We start from the raw sequence: 23,790 nt of genomic DNA, 5'->3' as shown, positions 1-23,790 counted from the left end.
CATCCAGCCTCTCAACCCCCTTGCTGCGGACAGCAGGTAGCCCGCTGACGACCGGGCCCGGCCGGCCGGAGCCCGAGCCGGAAGGCGGCAGCAGCAGCGGCGCTTCCCAGACCGGTTCAGGGTCCGGCCTTCCGGTGTCGCCGCCGCCTTCCTGGGACGCCGCCGGGGCGACGCCGCTGTTCCGCGCACCAAGAGATCAGGAGGAAGACGGGCACGGCCAGGGCGATGAGCAGGGCCGCTCCGGTGACCGCGCCGGCCAGGAACTGGCCGCTCTCGCCGGCCACCGCGTAGTAGTACGCCAGCACCACTGCCATCAGCAGCAGATAGCCTCCGGCAGCGGTGCCGAGCACCCGCCGGATCAGCGCGGGCCAGCCGCTGCCGTAACCCGCTGCCGCCTGCCCGTTTGCGTCCTGGCCTGCCTCGTGCCGCCGGGCCGCGCGGTCCCGGAGCCGCCAGCCGATGGCGAGCGTACCCATGACCAGCGCGTATCCGACCACCATGGGCAACAGGTCGTGCCGGATCAGTGACCCGGCGCCACCCGTCGGGCCCGGCTGCGGACCCGCGGCCTGGCCGCCCGCGGGTCCGCGCAGCAGGAAGTGCCAGCCGCGTACGAAGGCGTGCCAGCCGAACCACAGCCACAGGGCGAACAGCGCCCACCGGCCCACGGGGTAGCGCATCACGGCGCGGACCGCGTCGCTGAGGGTCGGCAAGCCGCCGCCCGCCCGTGCCAGCCCCATGCCCTCCCAGGCGAAGCCGATCCCGAACAGCGCGGCCCACACGAGATACCCGATCCACCGATGTCCAGCCATCACGGCCTCCCGGTCCTGAGCCTGCCCCTACGACTCCATGGTCCCGCCGCACGCGCGACGAAGCGGAGGAGTGCCAGCCAGTTGCCCCGGGGAGCGGGTTGCCCGGTGTATCCGGTCCCGGACGGGTCAGGAGAAGAGGAAGCGAACTCACGGCGGTGAAAGGGGGCAATTGTCATGACATTGCCGTGGCGTGAGGACGAGCGGTGGCGCCGTCGGTACCCACAGGCCGGGCCCGACTGGACGCAAGGGATGCCGCAGGGGCAGACGGATCCACTCACCCCCATGGGGCGGGTCGAGCAGTACGGACGGATGGGCAATGCGCTGCGCGGCGGCTATATCGCTCCCTGGCAGCGGAAGGTGATCTGGGGCTTCGTGATAGGCGCGCTCACCCTCACCACGGTGTGCGTCCTCCTGGCGCTGTTCGGCTGAGAAGCCGTGGGCCGCGGAGCGGTCCGGGCGCTGCGGCGGCGCCCCGCGTACGGGGCGCCGCCGCGTTCAGCACTTGCTTCAGCACTTGCTGAGGAACCGGTCCTGGATCCACACGCTCTTCTGGCCGCCCCACAAGTCCCCGTGGTACCAGCCGGACTTGGCGTCGTAGACGCTGAACCACTGCCCCTTGTCGACGTACCGGATCAGCGTGTGCCCGGTACCCGCACCCGAGTAGACCGGGACATGGTCCTGGTTGACCTCGCACGTACGCACGGCCCTCAGCGAGGCGGCGCTGTGCGCCTGTTCGGGCGAGTGGGCTTGTGCCGACGCGGCGCCCAGTACGCCGAGGGCCAGGCAGGCGCCGCCTGCCAGGGAGGCGACCAACGCATTCGTGATCCTCATGTCCTTCACCCTTCTTGGTCGTTCGCGTGGGGACGGGCGTCCTTCGCGTGGGAACGGACGCGGTCCGCCCGTCTGCGGACCCCGCACAGTGCAGCACCGACCGCGACTGTCCGGCCACGTCCGGACACCCCCGGACCTGCACGTTCACAACCGGACGGGGCGCGCACGCAGTTCCGCCCGGCGAAGCGGGCGTACGTCAGGTTTCGTCCGCCGTTCTCGTTCGGGTGACTCCGGGACGGGCTCGGACGTGCGGTGTCACTGCCGACGGCTATAACCGCAGCACCGGAACCGGACTTGGGGGGAGTGATCACCATCGACAGCGACATCGCGCAGCAGCCGCTGCCCGCACCGGCCGGCATCACCACCCCGGCCGAGTTCGCCGAGGCGCTGCGCCTGCTGATGGCCCGGCGGCAGTTGAGCTATCGCGCGCTGAGCGAGGCGGCCCGCCGACTTCCGCCGCGCGGCGGCGACGGGCCACCGCACAGCCTGCCCCGCAGCACCACCAGTGACATCCTCAACGGCAGACGTCTGCCTTCCCAGGAGAAGCTGGAGACCTTCCTGGCCGTGTGCGGGATCACCGGTGAGGAACAGCAACCGTGGACAGCTGCGTGGCGGCGTCTGGCCGTGCCCGCGACGGCCTCACCGCACTGCCGTCACACCAGGACCCACCTTCTCCTGCGCACCGGGGCCACGGTCGTCGCCTCTGTCGCCGCGACCCTCCTGGCCCTCTGGGGAGCCGGCTCCCTGGAACGGGCGCGCACGCTCGGCCCGCAGAGGCTGATGGTGATCTCCCGGAGCTGGACCCACACCGCACCCGACGCCAAGGACGCCACCCACCTGGGCGAGGTGGGGCCGGGCCCCCGCTGGTTCTCCTGCTGGACGCACGGCGAATGGCTCGCCGACCGCGGTCACTTCAGCGACATCTGGGTCAGGACCGACAACGACGACGGCCGCAAGGGGCTCTACATCAGCGTGGACTTCGTCCAGCACAACGACGTCGGTGATCTGCCGCCCTGCACGTGAAGCCATCATGCATTTATCTTGAGACCACGCTTGCATCTATGATGTACTCAAGGTGGCCCCGCCCGGGGCCTTGGTGATCGCGAAAGGCATACCCCTTGGAATCCCTCTGTCCGCTGCGGTTCGGGAAGGCCTGACCGGTGGCAGCCCCGCGACACCGCTTCCCCTGGCAGCGCACGCTGCGCGCGGCCGTCTGCCTGGCGGCCGCGCTCGCCATGACCCTGGCCACCGGTACGGACGCGCCCGCTCTCCTCGTCGTCGGCGCCCTGACCTGCGTCAATGGCGACGACACAGGCCCGCTGCGCCGACGCGCCCTCCGGCTTGCCTCCGTACTGGCCGGAGGCACCGCCGGTGCCCTGCTCGGCAGCATCGCTTCCGCGTCGGGCTGGGGACAGGTCGCGGCGATGGCGACGACCGGTCTCGTCGCCGGGGCGCTGTGGCGGCACGGGGGCACGGCCCAGCTCGCCGGACTGACGCTGATGATCCTCACCTGTATCGGTTTCGGGCTCGGCGGCGGCATACCCGCGACGCAGGCCGTCGGTCTCTACCTTCTCGGATCCCTGCCGATGCTCGGCATCCTCGCCGGTACCGCCCTGGCCACCGTCCGGCACCGCCGGCGGCCGCGGGCTGTGCTCCCGCCGGACACGGAAACGGACCGCACCGCTCCGAGCGGCCTCCGCGAAGCTTCCGCGGATCCCGCCCCGGTCCCGGCACCGGACGACCGGAGCGGCGTGCACCGTCGGCAGGTTCTCCGGCTCGCCTCGTGCATGGGGCTCGCCGCCGCGGTGGCGGTCGTGCTCCATCCGCGTCACTCGTCCTGGCTCCCGCTCACCGCGTGCCTGGTCTTCCGGATCGACGCCGTGCCCCTGCACCGCCGGGCCCTGCACCGGGCCGCCGGGACGACCGCCGGTGTCCTGCTCGCCCTCGGGCTGACGGCACTCGCCCCGCACGGCTGGACGCTCGTCGTCCTCGCCCTCGCGGTGGGCGCGCTGGTGCCCGTACTGACCGACTGGTCGTACGCGGGGCACACCGCCATGGCCACCGTCATCGTCCTGGTCCTCGCCAACCCCGCGGCCGTCGGCGACACCCGCGAGATCACCGCCCGTCTCCTCGACACCGTCCTCGCCTGCCTGATCGCTCTCGCCTTCGGACACCTCGTGTGGCCCGCGCACCTTCCGCATCCGTTCCGCGCGAGGCGCCGCGCGCAACAGCTGTGAACGGCGGGACAGTTCGTTCCCGTACAGAGGGATCCCCGGTCCGACGCGGGTGTCGCGGGGCAAGCTGTCCATGTGACGTCTCGGCACCGCCGACGTCGGACACGATCACGTCGCCGCGTTCCCGGGGAAGGATGGATCGCCTTGCCGCAGATCGCCTTGCCGCACCGCAGACCCGGGCGTGCTCTCTCGGCCGCCTTCGCCTCGATCGGGCTGGTCGCAAGCGCGCTCACCGTCACGTCCTGCAGCGCGGGCGCCGGGCCGGACACCCCCGTCGGCCCGTCCCTGGCGGCGTCCGGTCCGGCGCACACCGACGTGTTGTTCGTCGGCGCGCATCCGGACGACGAGTTCCCGTCGCTGGCCACGTTCGGGCAGTGGGGCGAGCGGCAACGGCCCCTGAGCACCGGGGTGGTGACCATCACCCGGGGGGAGGGCGGGGGCAACGCCCAGGGCGAGCAGGAGGGCCCCGAGCTGGGGATGATCCGCGAGACGGAGGAGCGGAGAGCCGTCGGTCGCGCCGGGATACGGAACGTCTTCTACCTCGACAAGCCGGACTTCTGGTACACGCTGTCGGCGCCACTGACCGCCAAGGTCTGGAACAAGCCGCCGCGGCCGTCGGCGGACACGCTCTCCGGACTGGTCCGGCTGATCCGCGCGACCACGCCGCGGAAGGTCGTGACGATGGACCCGCGACCGTTCAAGCAGCACGGCGGCCATCAGGAGGCCGGGCGTCTCGCGATCGAGGCGTTCCGCCTGGCCGGTGACGAGAAGGCGTTCCCCGAACAGATCACCAAGGAGAGGTACCGGCCCTGGACGCCGTCCCAACTGCTCGCCCAGAACGGGGGGTTCACGACCGGTTCCGTGGGCGCGGAGTGCGCCAGGAAGCAGGAGAAGGACGAACGTACCGGGCTCCCCGTCATCGGTTACTGGACCGGGACGCGGTCGGGCAGGCAGAACAAGACGTGGGCCCAGATCGAGCGCGACGCGGCACGCGACTACGTCACCCAGGGCTTCGGGTCCCTGCCCGCCACCGTCGACACCCCCGCGGACAAGCTGCCCTGCGAGTGGTTCACCGTCCTCGCCGACCGGGGGAAGCCGGTGAGCCGTCCTGTGCGCGAACAGTCCGGGCTGCGCCCCCTGTACGCCGAGTTCCGCGACTGGGCGCGCGGGGCGGGCATGCCGTGGCTGGCGAACGACGCCCAGCCCGACTACCCGGCCAACCCGTCCACCGTCGTCCCCGAGGTCGACAAGGCCCCTGACGTCGACGGGGTGGCCGGTCCCGGCGAATACCCGGGCCCGGAGCTGACGTTGCAGCAGTGGGAGGGCGCGAAGTGCCGGGACAAGAGCGACTGCTCGGCAACTGCGCGGTTCTCCCGCCACGGTGACGACCTGTACGTGATGATCCGCGTCACCGACGACATCAAGGGCTACGCGCTCGACGCCGCCAAGGACTGCAAGCGCCACTGGCGCACCGACTCGGTCGAGATCGACCTCGACCCGCAGGGCCGCTCCGACGACACCTCCACCACGTTCAAGGCCGGCATCCTCCCCTTCACCGCCCACGGCGGCGGTCCGTGCGCCGAACGCGACGGCGACAACCGTCAGGGGCCGGCGAAGAACACCGCGCCCGGCATGACCGTCGCCTCCGTGGTGACCGACGACCCGTACACCGGCTACTCGGTCGAGGCGAAGATCCCGCTCGCCGACCTGCCCGCCCCCGTCGACCCGGACCGCCTCACCGCGAACGTCCTGCTCTACGACTCCGATTCCCAGGACAGGACCGGCAGGACGCGGCTGGCCTGGTCCCCGTACGGCAGTGCCCAGGCCGACCCCTATGTGTGGGGCACCCTGCGTCTGCCCGGCTACGTCCCCCCGCCCGGGCGCCCGGCACTCGCCCCCGTGATCCCCCAGGACGCCGCGCGGAGCGCGCGGTCCCCGGCATCCCGCGACCAGGCCGAGCGCACGGGCGTACGAGCCGACGGCCGTGGGCCGTTCCCGCCGTGAGCCGATCGTGGCCCGGGTCAGTCGCGGGACGCGGTGTCGTCCTCGGTGTCGAGGGCGGGTACGGACCTGGGGCGGCCGTCCGCGGTGACGGCGACGAACGTCAGCCGGGCCGTGGCGACTTCGGAGGCGGGGCCGGAGGCGTTCCAGCGTTCGGCGGTGACGCGCACGGCGACACTCATCGAGGTACGGCCGACGCGCAGCAGTGCGGCGTGGGCGCTCAGGAGGTCTCCGGCGCGGACGGGAGCGAGGAAGGTCATGCGGTCCACGGAGACGGTGACGGCCGGGCCGTCGGCATGCCGTCCGGCGGCGGCCGCGGCCGCGTCGTCGATGAGTTTCATCACGACACCGCCGTGGATGGTGCCGTAGAGGTTGGTGTCGTGCTCGCTCATGATGTGGGCGAGGGTGACCCGGGAGTCGGCGGGGGTCTTGCGGGTCCGGGCCGGGGTGGTGTCCGTGCCCAGGGGGCTCGTCGTCATGGCAACTCTCCTTCGCGAGCTGGCCTGTGAGCCCGCGAGGAGGTGCCGGCACGGCGCGGCCGCCGCGCTGCCGGCCCGCCCTCGAAGGTCACCGGGTGGTCCGCGTGCGAACGCCGCACGCGGGCAGTGGCAGGTCTTCGGACTCGCGGGCGTCTCTCGTGGGGCACGAGCTGCCTAGTGGCCGTCGCTTCCCGGACCGGGGTCCAGTGCGTATGACGGCGGTCGTTCCCGCTCACCGCTGCGGGGCAGTCCCGGATTTCCACCGGGTTCCCTCTTGCGACGCCTCCCGCCTGGCGGACGGGCGCGAACCAGCTGCGTGATCAGCATAACCGCCGCGTGCGGGGCCGGACGGTCCCTGGGCAGGCAGCTCTCCGTCGACGAGAACAGCAGTACTTTCGTGCCGTATCCGGTCGAGCCGTGAGCTCTGCTGCATGTGTACGGGTGCCGTCTCCCGCGAGGGAGTTCAGCCGGCGGCCTCGAACAGCTCCCGTGCCGCGGTGAAGGCCCGGGCGAGGGATGCCGGGTCCGGTCGCAGGTCCGCCGTGATCGTGTCGAGGCCGCGCAGGCCCGCGCGGTCCAGCAGTCGTTTCTCGTTGGTGGCCCACTCGCCGCGCGCGGCGAGGACCGCGTGTGCCGTCTCCAGTGCGGCGGTTGCCAGTGCGCCGGCCGCCTCGGTGGCCCGGCCGCGCGGTACGTACGCGCCCTGGGCGTACTGGAGGGTCAGGGCTGCCCGGCTCCTCCACCACGGCGGGGCCGACTCGCGCAGGGCTTCCGGGTGGTCGGGGCGGGGCAGGGTGCCGCGCAGGACCCGGCCCAGGGCGAGTTCGGCGACGATCAGGTAGCTGGGGATGCCCGCGAGGTGGAACATCAGCGGTTCCCAGTGGAAGCGGCCCTCGCGTGCTTCGGCGAGTTCGTGCTCGACGGCGTCGAGGTCGCGGTAGTGGACGTCGACGTGTCTGCCGTCGATCGTGAGCCAGGCTCCCCCGTTGAAGACGCCACCGCCCCAGGCGCCGAGCTCGGACACCTCGCCGTCCCAGCCGACGGCCCGCAGTGCGGCCGGGTCGAAACCGCCCCGGTAGTAGACGGCCAAGTCCCAGTCGCTGTCGGGGGAATGGGTGCCTTCGGCGCGCGAGCCGCCGAGGGTGACGGCGTGCACGGTGGGCAGGGCGGCGAGCCGGTCGGCGACGGCGTCGAGGAACTTCTCGTCGGTCATCGGGATCCGATCTGTGCGGCGGGCGGGCAGGACGTCGGCCCATGATGCCCGAGCCGGTACGGCGGCCCGCCTCCGCCCCCGGCCGCTCGGGGGGGCGGGTCAGTGCGTGCCGGGTGAGGTATCGCCCGTGGCGATGCGGGCCATGGAGGTCAGGGCCACGGAACCCGGTCTGAGGTAGTTGTCGTGCCGGGCCCGGCCTGCGTCGAACCGGCGGGCCCCGAAGGTCGCCGACGCCGGATCGGCGCCGAGCCCCAGGGTGGTGCACAAGAGGTTGACGCTGGCGTTGGGGACGTGGGCGATCCAGTCGTTGCTGCCGACGCCCGCCCACACTCGTGCCTCCGTGCGCAGTTCGGAGGCGCGGTCCGCGCCCGTGCCGGGGCTCGCGTAGAAGACCATGTCGGCGGCGTGCAGGCCGTGCGCGGCCCGGCCGCAGACCACGGAACCGTAGGAGTGGCACAGCAGGGAGATCCGCGCCGAGGGCGCTACGCGTTCCAGGTCGCCGACGAAGCGGCGGAGTTCAGGGGCGCCGCGCTCGGCCCGGTCCGTGGTGAGCAGTTCGACGCTGAAGGCGGCGGGTGCCCGGTACCCCAGCCACGCGACGACGGCCACGGGGGTGTCCGGGCTCTGCCGGCGCATCTCCTCGTGCAGGACGCGGGCACCGCCGGCCAGGTGCTTGTACGTCCCGAGGTCGGCCGAACCGAACGTGTCGAGCGTGGTGTTCGCCCCCGGGACCAGCACGGCTACGCGTCGGGCGGCCGCGAGGTTTCCGACGACCTCGACGGCGGTGCCGTGACGTGCGTCGAAGGCGAAGAACGTACGGTCCCGCGCGCTCATCGCACGCAGCGTGCCGGCCCGGCCGGTGGCGTCGGCTCCCGCTGCCATGTCGGCGGCTGCGGCGATGTTGGCGCGGTTCGCGCCGTACCGGGCCTCCAGCGTGGCGGCGGTGGCGGCCGGCAGGACGGGAGGTTCCGGTGCCGGAACCGGCGTGCCGGCGGAGACGGGCTGATGCGGCGCGGCCAGTGAGGCGGCGCACGCGAGGGTCAGGAGACTGCGGCGCAGCCAGGCACGAGGACGGGGCACGGGCTCCTCTTGGTGCACGACGACGTAGTTTTCAGCGTTTTCAGCGTTTTCAGCGGTCGCGCTCACGCCGTTCGGGCGGGGCGCGCGACCATGTCGGGGTGGGGGACGGCTTCGGCCGGGACGCTGCGGCGCCGCGCGGCCGGGCAGGGGGGAACCCTGGGGAGGCCGTCCCCCACCCCTGCGTCCGGGGGCTACGCGTTGTCCGTCGCGGACGCTGCCGCCCTGCGGCGTCGGGTCGCGACGGCCACGGCGCCGCCGGCGCCCAGGAGCAGCGCGGCGCCGGCGGCGAGGCCGACGACGTTGCCGCCGCCTGTCTCGGCCAGTTCACCCGCGACCTCGGTGTCGCCCACGGGGGCCGCGGACAGGGCATCGGACGGGCTCGGCGTGCCGTCCGAGTCCGGGGCCGCCTCGGGGTCGCCCTCGGTGGTGGACCCGGCGGGCGGCTCGGGCTGGGGCTCGGAGGGGTTCTGCTGCTCGGGAGCGCCCCCGGCGGGGGAGACCGCACCCGACTTCCCGGGCGGGGTCGGGGACTTGTCGGGGCCGCCCTCGCCGGTGCCGTCCTTGGGCGGCTCGGGCTCGGACTTGGAGGGGTCCGGGGTCACCGATCCGGCGGTGCCGGGGGCGGGCTTCTTCTCGGTCGGCTTCTCGGTCGGCTTCTCGGTCGGCGTGGAGCAGTCCTTCGTGCCGCCGTTCCAGTGCGCGATCTTGTCCTTGATGACCGGGTGCTCCGGTCCCTTCGGCAAGTCACCGTGTTTGAAGCCGTCTTGAGCGTTGAGTTTGCCGTCGTACTTGACGTTGCCGCGGTAGAGGTCGACCTGCGCGTAGCAGCCCGCGGCCGGCACCCCGACGTCGAGAGAACTGGGGGCGGCACCGGACTTGATGTTCACGGTGTCGAAGTCGTGGAACACCTGCTGACCGGAGGTCGACCAGGTTGCGCCCTGTGTGCTGTACGAGGCAAGGGATGCAGCGCACTTCTGGGATCCTGGCGCGGTACGCACCTTGATATGGACCAGACCGTCGTCACCGGGCTTGCTGATGTCGCCGGCCTTGAGGGAGGGGCGCCAGTTGTCTCCGTCGAGGGAGAACTCGCAGCGGTCGGCAGGGGACTGACCGCCGGGCAGTACGGGCTCCTGCCCCTTGCCGGTACCGGCGAATGCCGGCCCCGCGCCGAGCGCGACCACCCCGATGCCGCTGCTGAGGATCACGGCCGCCCTGCGGGCCAGCCGGTTGCGCCGTGCTGTGGATGAATTGATTGACGTAGTGGACACTCGTATCTCCTCGAAGGAACCTTCCTTGAGACATCGATTCTTACGTGGTGCACACCCCGGCGATATCGACCATCGCACCTTGCCTGTAGTCACGCCGCCCCGATGCACAAGACGAAAGTCCACATTGTCGAATGCGGTGTTCAGCGGCGCGGGTGGTGCGTCCTGACGGCGAAGTCGAGACCATGCGCGGCACGGAATTCCTCATGGGCGCGGACGACTTCGGCGCTGTTCGGAACTGTCGCGCGGAGGCCTGCGCGTACACCATGCGGAACAGGGTCAGGCTGACGGCCCCGGAGGCGGAGACGAGGGCTCCCATGCGCCCCGACGTACGCACCGCTCGGCACCCCGCCGTTCGGCGAACGCGCCATGTTCAACGCGGCGGGGCAGTCCGGGCAAGCGCATCATCCCTGGGACTCCTTGCGGGCCTTCTTCTCGAACCATGCCGCGGCGTCCGGATGGAGACGGCGGCGCGGGGCATGGCCCGCGACCGGGTCGTGGTAGGCGGCGTACGCCTCGGCGAACCACTCCTCCGCGCAGGAGAACTGGTACGGGGACACGACGTGTTCACGGGCTGATGCCAGGTAGCTGCACCATTCGCCGTAGTGGCTGACCTGATAGACGCGTCCGTCACGGGTGAGGCGGTCCGCCCCGCCATCGGGAAGCATCCAGGGTTGCGCGGTCGCGAACTTCAGGTCCGCGAGCAGCTGCCGGAGGGCTTCGTGGCCCATCTGCTCCGTGGCATCGGGCCAGTCGCGGGTGAATTCGCCGATCAGCGCGTCGCTGAGTGCCGGTGGGTTGCCTTCGGGGTCAGGGGCGATACGGTCTGCCAGCCAGATGCGGACCTCGTCGTCGGTGATGCCGTACGGGGCGAGGAAGGCACAGGCGACCTGGTAGTGCCCGAGCTGGCCCTCGTGGAGGAGCCAGCCGCCGAATTCCGGCTTGCGGGCCTCCACCATTTTCCATTGGCAGCGCTCGTCCACGCTGTGGCCGATCTCGTGGCGCATGGTCCAGGAGAACAGGCTGCCGTGGGCCAGCGCGCCGCCCATCACCTGGCGACGGTTGTGCGAGCACCCCATGACCGAGCACTTTTGGCCCATACTGAGGCCCTGGTAGTTCAAGGCGGCACCGAGGTCCATCAGCCGGCGCTGCCACCCGGAGCCTTTCTGCAGCTTGGTGTAGAGCCAGCCGGGCATGCCCCAAGGGTGCTGGACATGGACCTTGCGGGTCTCGCCGTCGTAAAGGCTGGCCGGGCCCATGTCTCCCCCACCACGCACAATGCCTTCCAGGGAATGGGCGTCGTACTCAAGGTCGTTCCTGGGGAGACCGCCCAACACCTTGTCGAGCTTGTTGAGTTCGGAGTGGCTGAAGTGCCCGCCGTTCTTGCTCGCGGGGCCGATGGTGAGGCCGTACTTCTCGCTGAGTTCGCGCTCGCGACGCCCGGCACCCCGGTTCCACAGCAGCCCGGGCAGTCCCCGCCCACCGGTGCCGAAGCGGTCGCCCTGTTTCCGCTGCGGTGACTGCCTCCCCTGCGGTGCCTGCGGCACGGGCCGTGACGCGGTGGCGGGCCTGGGGGAAGGGGCCCGCAGAAATTCCTGTTCCATGTGCGTTCCTGTCTCTTGAAGGCCGTCGGGGGCAACGGCCTTGGGGGATGGGGTTTCTGCCCGTACGCTCATGACGCCTGTCGGCTGAAGAACTGGATCTCGGCCAGGGCCACCGGCATGTCCGGCTTGAGCCCGGGGTGGACCGCCTCGATCGTCACCCGCACCCGGGTCACGTCGTCGACGCCCAGGTCGAAACGCTGCGGACCGGGCTCCCCGCCCAGCTCGACCGTCTCCTCCACGGTGCCCTGTCCGACCGTGGTCATGGCCACATTGACCCTCGTGGGCCTTCCGGCTTCGAAGAACTGCGCCGGGGTCCTGGACCCGCCGCTGATGATCACGAGGGAGGTCAGCCGGAACGGGCGGTCGAACTCGGCCGTCCAGTACTGGCCGATGGCGTCCTTGCCGCTGCCCTGCGGGGCCCAGGCCCGGTTGTCGACCCCGTCGGAGGCCAGTTCCGGCTCGAAACCCTTCGCCGAACTGGAGGCCGCGACCGCGGCCGGGGACACCGCGTGGTGCGCCAGGAAGCGGTCCTTCACCGCCGGTACCACGCGCTGCACGGCCGCGGCCGCACTGCCCAGCGAGATCCCCGTGACGGCGCACAGCGGCAACACGCCCAGCCACACGACCCAGCGGCGGTCCCAGTGCCATACGGCGGGCCGCTCCCAGTACTTCTCGCGCAGCCGCTGCCAGCGCGTGAGCTCCGGCCCCGGGCGCAGCAGGGCGCCGCAGGGGTGACAGTACGTGCGTGCCTCCGCGTTGGCGTTACGGCACTCGGGGCACGGGAGCAGGCGTGGCGCCGTGTCGGCGGAGGCGGCCGGGAACACCGCTGTGGGCGCCGGATCGCTCAGGGCTGGTTCGGGCGGGACCGCGAACTCCGGGCCGCCATGGGTCGGTTCGATGCCGTCCGCAGGCGACGTGGGCATCGGGGACGGTGCCGCGGACAGGGGGTCCGACCGCTCCGGCTGTACGGGCTGCGTATCGGCTGGCCACGTAGTCGCCGACTCCCCTCCCTCGTGGGGAGTTTGACCGGCCTGCGAGGTCGTCGGGCCGTCCGGCCCGGACGGGGAAAGCAGCTCCCCTGCCACCGCTGACGCACCGTCGCTCGCGTCCCACCCGAGATACACGCCGCACGACACGCAGAAGTCCTCGCCGGGGTAGGACACCACTCCGCAGTTGTGGCAGGCGCCCTGCCCCTCGGGGCCGTAGTGGTGGGAGGAGGCCATGCCCATCAGCAGCCACCGCTTGTCGAGTCACGCACCCGCGCGCTTTCCACCATAGAGGGACGATCGGCGGCCTCTTTCGCCGACACTGCGGGAGACAAACGATTTTCCATCCAGAACTCCCTTCAGATGTCTCACCCCGGCCGGGAATACGTGAATTCCACTTCTGATCATGGCCAGGCGGAAGGATCCGCGTCAAACTCGGAGAAGGAATCCGGGAGTTCGGTGAAAAAATGACGACCACGGTCCAGCCGGTAACCGTCTTCGGTCGACATGAGCCCCGTTCTGCCGGGCCCCGGGGATATCAGGGACATCAACCCAGGACGACACCGTGAGCGTCGGCTGCGACAGCGCTCACGCGGGGAACCGGCCCGTGGGTACCGCCTCCCCGGCGTCCCCGGCTCACCGGGCCGTGCGTGACGCGTGCGCGGGCTCGTCCTGCTCCTGTGTCCCGCCCCCGGCCGGTGCCGTGGCCTCGGTGACCCGGGAGATCCCGTACAGGGCCGTGGCTGCCGACACCGCCTCCCCGGGCCGGAACCCGGGGTTGAACGCGGTCCGGGCCCAGTCGGGCTCCGACAGGCCGTCGACCGTTCTGAGGGGCACGGCGGCGTGTACGAGGTCGGAGCGGATCCCGCCATGGGCCACCCATTCGTCCTGGCTGCCGTACCACTGGAGCGCTTCCTCGGCTGCCTCCGGGACGCCCTCGGCGGCACTGTTGACGGCGTGTTCCAGACTGGCCCGCACACCGTAGAAGTCGCTGTCGGGCCGGACGACATAGATCCAGGACTCGCGGCCGTTCTTCAGAAGCCCGGTGTAGTTCCTGACGTACTCCGGATCGGTGGAGACAGAGATGAAGTTGGTGGTGCCCTTGAGCTCGCCGGCCGCCTGCCGGCCGCTCCGCCCCGTCACATGGTCCAGGAGATTGTTGTTGGCGCCGGACCCGCGCACCGCGAAGCCCTCTGCGAAAACCTTCTCGGGCGGTCGCCGGTCGAGCAGGTAGACGCAAGCCGACGCCTCCGTGCCGGTGCAGGACTCCGGCGGTCCCGGTACGCCCGGGCTGCTGATGAACAGTGCTTCACTGCGCTTCATGGGGAACACTTCTCCCACGGCCGGAGCCAGCAGCCCCACAGCGACCGCGGTCGCCACGGCGGGGCAGGCCCACCTCAACTCCTCGACGAGCCTGTGTGCGCGCCCGGGCCTCGCGTCGAATTTCATGCTGACTCAGAACCTTCGCATTCCTGCACACCGGGCAGCCGAATGGGGCTGATGGTGGTGTGTGAAGTGATGGGGTGAACGGAGGGTGCCGATCTGAACTCGCGCCCGGCCGCGGATGCGTTCACAGCCCAACCGGGCAACCGCTGCCGCTCAGAACCGGGGGCACAGGCAGCCCCTCGGGCCGCGGTGTCCGGACACTCGAAACGAAGAGGAACTCTTCCCGGTCCGGGGGCGGCCCATTCCCTCTACCTTCTCAAACCGTCGGCATTCTCCGCAAAACTCACCTCCTCCCCCGGACCCCGGAGGTGTCGCCAGGACTTAGGTCCCGCGGACTGCGGGTCGAAAGGCCCCCGCGAGGAGGCCTTTGGTTCGACGGTGGGGTGTCGCCGGTCTGCGAAGGTGGGGTCTGTGCGGGCCGAGCCGGGCCGACGTGTCCTCATTTTCCGTCGATCGCCCGGCAGTTACGGCAAGGGGCTTCCTGTCCCCCGGTTTTGCATGGTCAGCGGTTGCCCCGGAGGGCTGTGGACGCGTCCGCGACCGGGGTGTGTTTTTCAGGGCCGTACGCCACGAGGACCAATAACCGTGCGGTACAAGCGGTTTCCTCGTCCCGCACCCCCTGAACACATCCATCACTTCATCACTGGTCGGCAGGTACGCGGATTTCCGCACGCGCTCTGCCGGCGGACAGGAGACTTGGTGTCCACAAAACCCGACAGGACCGGGCGCAATCGGCTGGCGTGCAGAGCAGCCGTGATGTTCGGAGGCAGTATCGGGGCGGCCGTCCTCGGCGTGGGCGTGGCGCACGCCGCCTCGAACGAGACGGTCGAGCACCGCAGCGCGAAGCAGGCGGTGGAGCCTCTGACGACCCACGGAGAAGACCCGTCGGCCGCCGGACAGCAATCCGCGGGCACCCCCGCGCACCGGCAGTCCTCCACACCCCCTGCAGCCTCGAAGCAGACCGCAAGCAGTTCAGAGTCCTCCGCCCCGGCACAGCACAACGCGCCACGGGCGGAGCAACTCGTGGACACGCGGGGACGCCACGCCGGTACTGCCCTCCGTTCCGACACCACCCATTCCCGGAGCACCCACAGCACACAGGGCCGACCGACCGTCCAGCAGCCGCCCGAGGGCAACGCGTCCGGGGCGGGGATACGGCCGGACACCGAGCCGCGACAGCCGGTCCGTGCGCAGCCCACTGCTGAGGACTTGAGGTCCGTCCCGCGGCTCGACCGCGACGAGAAGGTCCGCCCGACGCCACTGCACAGGACCCACCGCGCCCTCGAAGCCGCCCGCGCCCAGAGCGAAAGGGCGAACGAGCCCAGCGACTACGGGTTCAAAAAGTTCTCCGAGCGCCTTCCCAAGGACTTCGGTGACGACCTGCGAGCCTTGCAAGACGTCGACCTGCACGTCCACCGGGTCGCCGAACCGGAGGCACTGGCAAAGGAGTTGGCCCGGGACCTCGACAGGGCACCCATCACGGCACCGAAGGCAGCACAGTCCGCGACGCAGGCCGGCACACAGTGGTACAACTCCACGGCATATCTGGCAGCGGAACGGGATCGGCAGTGGCGCGCCCATGTCGATTCCGTGTTCAAGGAGAAGCTCTACCCGTATCTCGACAGGGCTCTCGGCAACGCCCTTGCCCATGACGAGAAGGCCCTGGCCAAGTCGGTCCGGGCGACAAAGGCGGAGATCGCCGGGATCGCCGATCAGGCGCTCGCCCGCGCCGCCTCGGACTACGAGCGCCAGCGCATCAGGCTCCACCGGGCCAGGCTGGAAGAGAAACTCGACGAACTGGTACGCGCCCACAGCACTGCCCGCAAGACGGCGTACCGGAAGCAGCACTACGACATCACCAAGCGCACGATCCGAGCGCTGGTAGAGCCGGACGAGAAGGGCACAAGCGCTCACAGCACCTTCACCGAGCGGTTCCTCAATGAGGCTGCCTACCCGTATCTGATCAACGTGCACCAGCAGTTCTACGGAAAGCTGCCGGCGCGCTCGACGAGCCCCAACTGGCTCCCCCGCTGGAAGGCCGTGCAGAGCAGCCTGCGCCCGGGCAACACTCTCCAGGCGCCACAGGCCGTGCCCCAGGGGGACCGGCTCTCCACCGGCAGGCCGACGGGCGCCGGCCCGTACGAGAACACCGGCGGCGTACAGGAACAGCAGCTCAACGCCCGCGAATTCGAGGAGACTTCCGGACTGATCTACCAAGCACTCAACCGCGGACTGCGAGAACCGCAACCCACGGCTGACACCGCCCAGGGGAACCCCAAGGCAGGCCCCGACGCGACGGAATGGGTCAAGCAGCATGCCCAGCGCATAGGCAGTCACGGCGCCATCACGAGGCCGACAGCAGCGGAGCTGCCGGAATTGGTCGCCTACCAGTGGGACAAAGCCGATAAGTATCTGGCGGCGGAGATGGAGCGGCAGTGGGAAGACCATGTCAAGTCCACGGCCAAGGACGAGATCGACCGATTCGTCGAGGCGAACCCCAGTGCTGAATTCCGGGTCGACCTGCGTACCCTCGACCAGCGGGTCAAAGCCGCGAAGACGAGCATCGCCCATGTCGCCGAACATGCGCGTGCCCGCAGTACCACGTGGCAGGAGCGGGACCTCATCAGTGACCGTGAGGCCGCAGCCATGCAGAAGATCGACACTCTGGCCCGTGCCTACACCGCAGCGTACAAAGAGACGCGCCAGCTGCGCACCGAGCTGTATCTCGACGAGCTGGTGAGAGCCAGCATGGACAGCACGGCCTTCACCGAGACCTTCAGGTGGCGGTTCTTCGTGACAGTCGGCGTCCCCTACCTCCAGGATCTGTACCACCAGATCCACGGCAGGGGGCCGGGGTGGGTCAAGACGGATCCCGTCTATCTCCGTAAGTACGGGAACGTGCTGAAGGGTCTCTCCAGTCAGGGGCAGGCTGCCCGGGCCTGACGGCCCACTGACAGCCCACAGACCGCTGGTTCTCGCCGCCGCCCGGCGTCGAGAACCAGCGGTCACTGCGTTCCGTGAGCGCCCGCCGGGTGAGAGCTTCGCCCTACCGCCCGGCGGACGTCTGAAGGTCGAGTTCGAAGGCCATGAGCGCGGCCTGGGTGCGGTTGTCCACTTCGAGCTTGCTGAGGATCCGGGAGACGTACGTCTTGACGGTGGACGTGCTCATGTGGAGCTGTGCGGCGATGTCCGAGTTGCCCAGGCCCTGCCCGAGCAGCATGAAGACCTCGCGTTCCCGTTCGCTGAGCCTGTCGGCGAGCCCGCGGAGCCGCTCCGTGCGCTGGGAGCCGGGCTGGGAGACGTGGGTGAGGAGCTGCTGGGTGACCGTGGGGGACAGGACGGTGCCGCCCGCCGCGACGGTGGAGACGGCGTGGATGAGCTGTTGCGGGGTGAGCTGCTTCATCAGGTAGCCCGAGGCCCCGGCGTGCAGGGCGCTGGTGATGTTCTCGTCCATGCCGAAGGTGGTCAGGACGAGGACCTTGGGCGGGTCGGGCTGGGTGAGGAGGCGGCGGGTGGCGGTCAGGCCGTCGCAGCCGGGCATGTCGAGGTCCATGAGGACCACGTCCGGGCGCCACTGCCGGACCTGGGTGATGGCCTCGCCGCCGTCGCTCGCCTCGGCGACGACCGTGATGTCGGGGGAGGTTTCCACGATGGCGCGGATGCCCGCGCGCACCAGGGCGTCGTCGTCCGCTATCACCACGGTGATCATGTCGTTCTCCTCGCTGCGCGGGCGGAGCCCGGATGGGGTTGCCGGGGCGGTAAGGGGCGCGTGGTCGTCGCTTCGGCGAAGGTGCCCGCGCCGGTGGGGCTAGGGGGCGTCATGGTCGGTGGCCGGCAGCCGGGCCTCCAGGAGGAAGCCCCCGCCGGGTTCGGGGGCGGCGTACAGGGTTCCGCCGGCGGCCTTGATCTCCTGCCGGAGCCAGGTGAGGCCGTGGCCGGTGCCGGGGAGGGAGGCGCTGCCCGAGGGAGGTGCCTCGTTGTGCACGGCGGTGACCAGGGCGGTGCCGTTCTGGGTGATCCGGACCTCGATCGCGGCCCCGGCCGCGTGGCGCACCGCGTTGCTCAGGCCCTCGGCGATGACCTTGTAGGCGAGGTCCTGCGCGGTCGGCTCCGGCGGTTCCGGGGTGAAGTGGGCGCCCACGGTGATCATGTGGCCGCCGCTGCGGTACCGCGTGAACAGGGAGGAGAGGTCGGACAGGGTGTGTTTGCCGTCGGCCGCGGAGGTACCCGGGTGAGGGGTGTTCGCGAACGTGACGATCTCGCGCAGGGAGTTGACGGCCTCGCGCCCGGCCTCGGAGATGAGTGCGCACCGTTGCTTGATCAGTGTCGAGGCGTCGTCACGGACGGCGATCGCACCGGCTTGCAGCACCATGAGGGTGACCTGCCGTCCGACCCCGTTGTGGATGTCGCGCACGAGTCGCTCGCGTTGCTGCATCGCGGCCTCGCGGAGCCGGCCCTCCTGGAGCAGGGCCTCCTTGGCCTGTTGTTCCGCGGTGAGCTCGGCCATCTGCTGGTGCGCCTTGGCCAGACAGCCCAGGAGCACCGGGATGAAGACGATCACCGCGCTGTCGGCCAGGATGGCCTCCGCGTGCGGAGCCCGCGCGATCAGCGCTTCGGGGGAGGCCAGGGCGAAGGCCAGGGAGACGATCACCAGCATCGAGGCCAGGGCGTAGCGGCCCTTGCGGACCGCGGTGTAGCAGGCGCCGGTGGCGCTCAGCAGATGGCCGGTGATCAGTACGCCGGCGGCCGAGACCAGGGAGTACGGGACAAGCAGGCGCTCCCGCCAGACGGTGGCCAGGGCGATGACGACGGAGACCGCCACGCCCAGGGGGGTGCTCGCGACGAGGCCCGAGTAGGGCAGGGTCACCGCGATCTCCACGAGCGGCACTCCGTAGAGCACCGCGAGAATCGTGTTCTTCCAGCGGCTGTTGCAGAACGCGCTGTACCAGCTCATGACCATGCCACGAGGCTCGGAGGCCCTCCGCTGCGCGAAGCGGCCGCCCGTTCCCGGGGGCTCTGCAACGGCCTCCCGGGATTTCTGCTCCGACATGGATTCCCTTCGACTTTCTCGCCGGCCGGACCTCGGTGACGGGTCCGGCGTGCCACACCGACAGTGTCACGCCGTATGGCCGGTCCGAAAATTCCTGCGCCCTGTGCGGGTCGTTCAGGCTCCGGCTCTCCGATGCATGGTATCGGCGCGAGGTGTCGTCGATTGTGGACAGCCGTGTAGTCCCAGGTGCCGAAGAAGACCGACGCGGCCGGAATTCCGGGCCGGGCCGCCCGCTCCTCGGTCCCGGCGTCCGTCCGGGCCCCGGCACGGGCCGGTCGGAGGGGGCCGGAGTCGTCCGACGGCGACATGTGCGCCCGTAGGACAGCCCCAAAGTCCACGGGCCCCGGCCCTGGGTCCGTAGCCCGCCCGGCGATCTCCCGCTTGACTGCTGTGGCACAGGACGCCTGCCGGCGGCGGGCGTCCCTGTAGCTCCCCCCACACGTCAAGGCAACCGGTGAACATCTCCTTCCTTCTCCACAACCGCTACGGAATCACCAGCACCACACGCACGGTGCTCGACCTGGCGGCGGCACTCGCGGCGCGCCATGACGTCGAGGTCGTCTCCGCGCTGCGCGACCGGGAGAGGCCGGCGCTGCCCGCCGATCCCCGCGTCCGGACCCGCGACCTCGTCGATCTGAGTGACGCGCCGCACACGTACGACGGCGACGATCCGCTCGTGCTCCAGGCCGCCCGGATCTTCCCGGTGAGTGATCAGGAACATTGGGAGGAGTACAGCCGCCTCACCGAGAAGCGGCTGGCCGAGTACCTGGCCACCACCGATGCCGACGTGGTCGTCGCCACGAGTCCGGGGCTCGCCGTGTGCCTGGCCCGGCTGGGCTCGGACCGCTGTCTGCGCGTCGTCCAGGAGCACGTGCGCCACGACCAGCACCCGGAACGGCTGCGGGCCGACCTGGCCGCGGCCTACCGCGGCCTGGACGCCGTGGTCACCGCGTGCGAGCAGGAGGCCGAGCGGCGGCGCGCCTCCCTGCGTACCTGCGGTATCGCCGTGCACTGCGTCCCCCACTGCGTGCCGGCACCGCGGGTCCCTCCCGCCACCGGGGAGCACCCGATGGTCATGGCGGCCGGGCCGCTCACGCAGCGCAGACAGTACGACGTGCTCATCGAGGCCTTCGGGAAGGTCGTCGCGCAGCGCCCCGGCTGGACGCTGCGGATCTTCGGCCGGGGCCCGGAGCAGTCCCGGCTCCGCGAGCAGATCCACCGTCTCGGCCTCCAGAACAACGTCCACCTCATGGGTGCGTCGCCCTCCCTGGAGACGGAGTGGCCCAAGGCGGCTCTCGGTGTCTGCTCCTCCCGGTCCGAGTCCTTCCCCACGGCCATCGTGGAGGCCATGTACGCCGGGCTGCCGGTGGTCAGCACCGACTGCGACTTCGGACCGCGGGAGATCGTCCGGCACGGCGACAACGGCCTGCTCACCCCGGCCGGTGACGCCGAGGCCCTGGCCTCGTCCCTGCTCGCGCTGATCAACGATCCCGAACGCCGGGCCCGCATGGGGCAGGAGGCGCGCAGGAGCGTCCAGCGGTTCTCCCCCGACGTCATCAGCGCCCAGTACGAGGCCCTCTTCGCCGAGCTGGCGGCGCAGCGGGACCTGCCGGCACGTGCCGACTGCTGGGTGGAGGGCCCGGGCGACATCGTCGTCCGTATCACCTCGGACAGCGCGCCCGTCGACTCCTACAACCTTCTGTGCGTGAACCGCTCGGACTCCGGCGTCCCGGAGTCGGCACGCTTCCCGCTGCGGCTCACCGTCACCTCCGGCGACGCCCCCGGTGGTGCCGTGATCCCGTGGCAGGGCGAGTTCCTGCCCGAGGGGATATGGGACGTGTACGTGGAGTCCTTGGCCAGCGGCCTGCGCCGCCGTGTCCGGGCCACCGTGTGCGACCAGCGGGGACTGCTGGCGGTCAACGGTCCCCGTGCCCAAGGAGCCGTCCTGCAGACCAGGATCCCGTTCACGACGGACGAAGGGTTTCTCTCGGTGCGCAGCTGGGTCCGGGATCCCCATGTGGAGGCGGACCGCATCGAAGTGCGCGCAGGGCACATCGGTATCGCGGCCGAGGTCTGGGGTACGGACCTCGGCTCCACCGCGACCGTCGTCGCGCGCTCCCGGCAGCGGCGCGACCGCACCTTCGAGATACCGGTCACGCACGTTCAGGGGACACGGTTCCGCGCGGTGATCCCGTGTTCCGAGCCTGCGCGTCTGAGAAGCAGCGCGTACGACGTCTGGAATCTGTATCTGCGCCCCTCCGAGGGGGGCAAGCCGATTCGCATCGCGACCCTGCAAGGGGATCTGCTCTCACGCAAGAACGTGTGCTCCTACCCGGCCGAGGACATCGACCTGGGCGCGGACGGAGGCTCCCGGGTGCGTGCCTTCTACACCGTGAACAACGAACTGGCCCTCAGCGCGGGCGAACTCCCCGAACGGCGGTGAAGCAGATGCACCAGCACACATCCCAGGTCCCGGCCCCCCGTACCACGGCGGTCGTGCTCGCCGGCTGTGCCACGGCCCCGCCGTGCCTGCCCGTCCCCCGGGAGTTCGTGAGAACCGCCGGCCGGACCACCATCGAGCACACACTGCGGATTTTCGAGAGCGCCAGGAATGTCGACGAGGTCATCGTGATGATGGCGCCCGACCGCGTTCCCGACGTCGAGCGGATCATCCTCAACGCGGCTCTGCGGAAGGTCCGTTGGGTGCTGCCCGCGGCGGCGACGTACGGGGAGAACGTCCGGCGTGCCATCGACGCCCTCAGCGCGGGACTGGACGACGGGCAGGACCCCGGCGTCCTCTTCCACGACGCGGTCAGTCCGCTGGTGTCCCCGCAGATCATCGCGGACTGCGCGGCGGCGTTGCGCGAGCACGAGGCGGTGGCCGTGGCCCTGCCGACGGAGAGCCCTGACGGAGCCGGCGGGGCCCGCGCGCCACAGGCCTTCCGGCTGTCCACCGTCCGCCGGGCGTACGGCATCGCCGCCCGCAGCGCGCGCCACGACGGCACACACCACGACGCCGACGACGCGCGCGCCACCGTCGAGCGGTACCTCCCGGACGTCCCCGTCCACGCCGTCGAGGCCGACGAGCGGACCCTGACCGCCGCGCACCCCGTGGCGACGGCGCACCGGCTCACCCGGCTCGTCTCCGCGCTCGGCACCAGCGGCGGAACAGCCCGGCCGGCGAGGCCGACGAGGAGGGCCATGGTCGTCTTCGGCACCGACCACGGCTTCGGCCAGGACCTGGCGGCCCTGTGCGGCATGGACGTCTTCACCCACGGCCACGCGGGGACGGGGTCCCACGCGGAGGCGTCCGCGTACGTCGAGAACGCCCTTGCCGAGGCGTACGAGCGGGCGGGACGCGTCGACTGCGTCGTCCACGTCGCCGACGGCCTCGCGGACGTGGTCCGCCGGGCGACCACGGAGCAGAGCATGCTCGTCACCCACCTGGCACCGCTGCGGATCGCACGCCTCGCGTACCGCTATCTCACCGCGTCCAACGGCCAGTTGCTGCTGTGCACCGCCGACGGCCGCTCTCCCGGCGGACCGGGGAGCCGGCTGACCGCGGCGGGCGCGTCGGCGACGGTCACCTTCGCCCGGAGTCTGGCCGAGGAGTGGGCCGAGGACGGCGTCCGCGTCACCTGTACGGCGCTCGGGCCGGGCGCTTCCCCGTCTCCGCCCGCAGGATCACGCTGACGATCAGCCGGATTCCGGCCACTTCGACCGCAGCTGTCACAGTACGGCATCACTCGCGCGATCCCAGGAAAGGAATAGTCCCGCCACCGCCTCCAAGGGGGGTGGCGGGAGGGGGAGTCCGTGCGCAAGAACGAGCTGAGCACGCTGCTCGGCGACGGCCAGGAGACCCGGCGCACCGTCCACGACACGATCGCCGCGCTCCAGCAAACCGTCACTGCGGGCCATGCCACTCTGCGGAGCAGTGTCGGCGAGGCCCGCGCGGAGGCCGTGCGCGCCATCACCGGTGAGATCAGCACCGCCGCCGGTTCCACCGTGCAGGCACTGCGCGACGACGTCCGCGAACTCCGCGCGCTCATAGAGGCGTTGGCCGCGTCACTTGCGCACACGGCACCGTCGCCCTCGGCCGCCGGCCCCTCGCCGACGGCGGCGCCGCTCGTCGCGAGCCCCGGCTCCGACACGTCCCCGGCCGACGATCACAGCGAACCGCCCACGGAGGAGGAGCACGAGGCCGCGCCGGAGCAGCCCGCCGGGCCCACCGCGCCGGAACTCGCCGATCTCGCGCGTCAGCTGACCGCGCTGACCGCACAGCTCCACGAGGCCATCACCCACGGCATCCCCGAGGCGTTGCGCAACGCAGTGGACCAACTCGTGCGGGAACACCGGGAATCGTGCGACAGTACCGCACCGCTGCGGACGGACAGCGACGCGCCCGACGCCGCGGAGGGCGAGCTGCTGCGCGCGGCGGCACGGATCGCCTCCGCGACTGTCGTGTGCCACCGCGACACCTGGGACTTCGTGCTGGCTCATGTCGCCGCGCAGCCCCATTTCCGGAGCCCCGAAGAGGTCACCGACCACCACGCGGGCCGGGTCCGGGCCGATCTGTCCGGACGGTCCCTCATCGCCGTACTGATCGCCCTGTCGGAGGTCCTCCGACGGAATGCCGACGCCGCCGACTGCGCCCTGGCCGGCACCGTCCACCATCGCATCGCCGAACAACTCGGCAGCCTGGGCCCCGGCGGACACCCCGTCACCATCGTCCTCGACGACCGCGCCGCCGACCTTCCCGAGGACGGCGAACGCCCGTAGCGAGCCGCGCCGG

General features: G+C 71.0%; 19 protein-coding genes and 1 riboswitch. Of the genes, 8 read left to right on the top strand and 11 right to left on the bottom strand.

Going from position 1 to position 23,790, the window contains the following annotated elements; genetic code table 11:
• Window positions 1-116: 116 nt before the first annotated feature.
• The gene (locus tag ACFP1Z_RS12490; protein WP_390316187.1) at window positions 117-809 is read right to left on the bottom strand and encodes a DUF6256 family protein; all 693 of its coding nucleotides are present in this window, start codon (window positions 807-809) and stop codon (window positions 117-119) included.
• A 174-nt stretch (window positions 810-983) separates the two neighbouring features.
• Here ACFP1Z_RS12490 and ACFP1Z_RS12485 point away from each other — a divergent pair, with 174 nt between their 5' ends.
• Window positions 984-1,238, top strand: coding sequence for a hypothetical protein (locus tag ACFP1Z_RS12485; protein ID WP_390316186.1), 255 nt, complete (start codon window positions 984-986; stop codon window positions 1,236-1,238).
• 78 nt (window positions 1,239-1,316) lie between these two features.
• On the opposite strand, the gene ACFP1Z_RS12480 is transcribed toward ACFP1Z_RS12485, so the two are convergent.
• Window positions 1,317-1,640 (bottom strand): SH3 domain-containing protein, encoded by a 324-nt coding sequence (locus tag ACFP1Z_RS12480; RefSeq protein ID WP_390316184.1) that lies wholly within the window; start codon window positions 1,638-1,640, stop codon window positions 1,317-1,319.
• A 303-nt stretch (window positions 1,641-1,943) separates the two neighbouring features.
• On the opposite strand from ACFP1Z_RS12480, the gene ACFP1Z_RS12475 reads away from it, so the two are divergent.
• The 3 genes from ACFP1Z_RS12475 (at window position 1,944) to ACFP1Z_RS12465 (ending at window position 5,878) form a co-directional block, all read left to right on the top strand.
• Window positions 1,944-2,663 carry a helix-turn-helix domain-containing protein gene (locus ACFP1Z_RS12475; protein WP_390316309.1) on the top strand — a complete coding sequence of 240 codons (720 nt, stop codon included), beginning with the start codon at window positions 1,944-1,946 and terminating at the stop codon, window positions 2,661-2,663.
• A gap of 137 nt (window positions 2,664-2,800) precedes the next feature.
• Entirely contained in the window at window positions 2,801-3,877 is a 1,077-nt protein-coding gene (locus ACFP1Z_RS12470; RefSeq protein ID WP_390316183.1) for an FUSC family protein, read from the top strand.
• Window positions 3,878-4,018: 141 nt separating this feature from the next.
• On the top strand, window positions 4,019-5,878 hold the full coding sequence (locus ACFP1Z_RS12465) for a sugar-binding protein (RefSeq protein ID WP_390316182.1): 1,860 nt from the start codon (window positions 4,019-4,021) through the stop codon (window positions 5,876-5,878).
• A 17-nt stretch (window positions 5,879-5,895) separates the two neighbouring features.
• On the opposite strand, the gene ACFP1Z_RS12460 is transcribed toward ACFP1Z_RS12465, so the two are convergent.
• From ACFP1Z_RS12460 to ACFP1Z_RS12430, 7 genes are all read right to left on the bottom strand, one after another.
• Window positions 5,896-6,354: an acyl-CoA thioesterase gene (locus ACFP1Z_RS12460; protein WP_390316181.1), complete on the bottom strand. Its 459-nt coding sequence runs from the start codon at window positions 6,352-6,354 to the stop codon at window positions 5,896-5,898.
• Between the two features lie 111 nt (window positions 6,355-6,465).
• Window positions 6,466-6,683: riboswitch (cobalamin riboswitch) on the bottom strand.
• Window positions 6,684-6,817: 134 nt separating this feature from the next.
• The gene (locus ACFP1Z_RS12455) at window positions 6,818-7,567 is read right to left on the bottom strand and encodes a nucleotidyltransferase domain-containing protein (protein WP_390316180.1); all 750 of its coding nucleotides are present in this window, start codon (window positions 7,565-7,567) and stop codon (window positions 6,818-6,820) included.
• A 99-nt stretch (window positions 7,568-7,666) separates the two neighbouring features.
• On the bottom strand, window positions 7,667-8,647 hold the full coding sequence (locus tag ACFP1Z_RS12450) for an alpha/beta hydrolase (RefSeq protein WP_390316179.1): 981 nt from the start codon (window positions 8,645-8,647) through the stop codon (window positions 7,667-7,669).
• Between the two features lie 191 nt (window positions 8,648-8,838).
• A complete protein-coding gene (locus ACFP1Z_RS12445; RefSeq protein ID WP_390316178.1) occupies window positions 8,839-9,915 on the bottom strand; it encodes a hypothetical protein in 1,077 nt (358 codons plus the stop codon).
• A gap of 401 nt (window positions 9,916-10,316) precedes the next feature.
• The gene (locus tag ACFP1Z_RS12440; RefSeq protein WP_390316177.1) at window positions 10,317-11,516 is read right to left on the bottom strand and encodes a hypothetical protein; all 1,200 of its coding nucleotides are present in this window, start codon (window positions 11,514-11,516) and stop codon (window positions 10,317-10,319) included.
• Window positions 11,517-11,584: 68 nt separating this feature from the next.
• Entirely contained in the window at window positions 11,585-12,439 is an 855-nt protein-coding gene (locus ACFP1Z_RS12435) for an NADase-type glycan-binding domain-containing protein (RefSeq protein ID WP_390316176.1), read from the bottom strand.
• 699 nt (window positions 12,440-13,138) lie between these two features.
• Window positions 13,139-13,951 (bottom strand): hypothetical protein, encoded by an 813-nt coding sequence (locus tag ACFP1Z_RS12430; RefSeq protein WP_390316175.1) that lies wholly within the window; start codon window positions 13,949-13,951, stop codon window positions 13,139-13,141.
• A gap of 750 nt (window positions 13,952-14,701) precedes the next feature.
• Here ACFP1Z_RS12430 and ACFP1Z_RS12425 point away from each other — a divergent pair.
• Window positions 14,702-16,891 (top strand): hypothetical protein, encoded by a 2,190-nt coding sequence (locus ACFP1Z_RS12425; protein WP_390316174.1) that lies wholly within the window; start codon window positions 14,702-14,704, stop codon window positions 16,889-16,891.
• 103 nt (window positions 16,892-16,994) lie between these two features.
• On the opposite strand, the gene ACFP1Z_RS12420 is transcribed toward ACFP1Z_RS12425, so the two are convergent.
• Together ACFP1Z_RS12420 and ACFP1Z_RS12415 are read right to left on the bottom strand one after the other, a co-directional pair.
• Entirely contained in the window at window positions 16,995-17,657 is a 663-nt protein-coding gene (locus ACFP1Z_RS12420; protein ID WP_390316172.1) for a response regulator, read from the bottom strand.
• 99 nt (window positions 17,658-17,756) lie between these two features.
• Window positions 17,757-18,908 (bottom strand): sensor histidine kinase, encoded by a 1,152-nt coding sequence (locus ACFP1Z_RS12415; protein WP_390316171.1) that lies wholly within the window; start codon window positions 18,906-18,908, stop codon window positions 17,757-17,759.
• Between the two features lie 544 nt (window positions 18,909-19,452).
• On the opposite strand from ACFP1Z_RS12415, the gene ACFP1Z_RS12410 reads away from it, so the two are divergent.
• The 3 genes from ACFP1Z_RS12410 to ACFP1Z_RS12400 all read left to right on the top strand — a co-directional run bounded on the left by ACFP1Z_RS12410 (window position 19,453) and on the right by ACFP1Z_RS12400 (window position 23,777).
• Window positions 19,453-21,441 carry a glycosyltransferase gene (locus ACFP1Z_RS12410; RefSeq protein WP_390316169.1) on the top strand — a complete coding sequence of 663 codons (1,989 nt, stop codon included), beginning with the start codon at window positions 19,453-19,455 and terminating at the stop codon, window positions 21,439-21,441.
• A gap of 5 nt (window positions 21,442-21,446) precedes the next feature.
• The gene (locus tag ACFP1Z_RS12405) at window positions 21,447-22,691 is read left to right on the top strand and encodes an SDR family oxidoreductase (RefSeq protein WP_390316167.1); all 1,245 of its coding nucleotides are present in this window, start codon (window positions 21,447-21,449) and stop codon (window positions 22,689-22,691) included.
• 120 nt (window positions 22,692-22,811) lie between these two features.
• Window positions 22,812-23,777 (top strand): hypothetical protein, encoded by a 966-nt coding sequence (locus tag ACFP1Z_RS12400; RefSeq protein WP_390316166.1) that lies wholly within the window; start codon window positions 22,812-22,814, stop codon window positions 23,775-23,777.
• The last annotated feature ends 13 nt before the right edge of the window (window positions 23,778-23,790 follow it).

This window comes from Streptomyces gamaensis, from assembly GCF_042656465.1.
Taxonomy (GTDB): domain Bacteria; phylum Actinomycetota; class Actinomycetes; order Streptomycetales; family Streptomycetaceae; genus Streptomyces; species Streptomyces gamaensis.
Note: the sequence above shows the minus strand (reverse complement) of the source record. Positions and strands in the feature narration are given on the sequence as shown.

Excerpts from the sequence above, each read along its gene's own strand:
- ACFP1Z_RS12490 (WP_390316187.1), bottom strand. The coding sequence starts at position 809 with ATGGCTGGACATCGGTGGATCGGGTATCTCGTGTGGGCCGCGCTGTTC.
- ACFP1Z_RS12485 (WP_390316186.1), top strand. The coding sequence starts at position 984 with ATGACATTGCCGTGGCGTGAGGACGAGCGGTGGCGCCGTCGGTACCCA.
- ACFP1Z_RS12480 (WP_390316184.1), bottom strand. The coding sequence starts at position 1,640 with ATGAGGATCACGAATGCGTTGGTCGCCTCCCTGGCAGGCGGCGCCTGC.
- ACFP1Z_RS12460 (WP_390316181.1), bottom strand. The coding sequence starts at position 6,354 with ATGACGACGAGCCCCCTGGGCACGGACACCACCCCGGCCCGGACCCGC.
- ACFP1Z_RS12455 (WP_390316180.1), bottom strand. The coding sequence starts at position 7,567 with ATGACCGACGAGAAGTTCCTCGACGCCGTCGCCGACCGGCTCGCCGCC.
- ACFP1Z_RS12440 (WP_390316177.1), bottom strand. The coding sequence starts at position 11,516 with ATGGAACAGGAATTTCTGCGGGCCCCTTCCCCCAGGCCCGCCACCGCG.
- ACFP1Z_RS12435 (WP_390316176.1), bottom strand. The coding sequence starts at position 12,439 with ATGCCCACGTCGCCTGCGGACGGCATCGAACCGACCCATGGCGGCCCG.
- ACFP1Z_RS12430 (WP_390316175.1), bottom strand. The coding sequence starts at position 13,951 with ATGAAATTCGACGCGAGGCCCGGGCGCGCACACAGGCTCGTCGAGGAG.
- ACFP1Z_RS12420 (WP_390316172.1), bottom strand. The coding sequence starts at position 17,657 with ATGATCACCGTGGTGATAGCGGACGACGACGCCCTGGTGCGCGCGGGC.
- ACFP1Z_RS12415 (WP_390316171.1), bottom strand. The coding sequence starts at position 18,908 with ATGGTCATGAGCTGGTACAGCGCGTTCTGCAACAGCCGCTGGAAGAAC.
- ACFP1Z_RS12405 (WP_390316167.1), top strand. The coding sequence starts at position 21,447 with ATGCACCAGCACACATCCCAGGTCCCGGCCCCCCGTACCACGGCGGTC.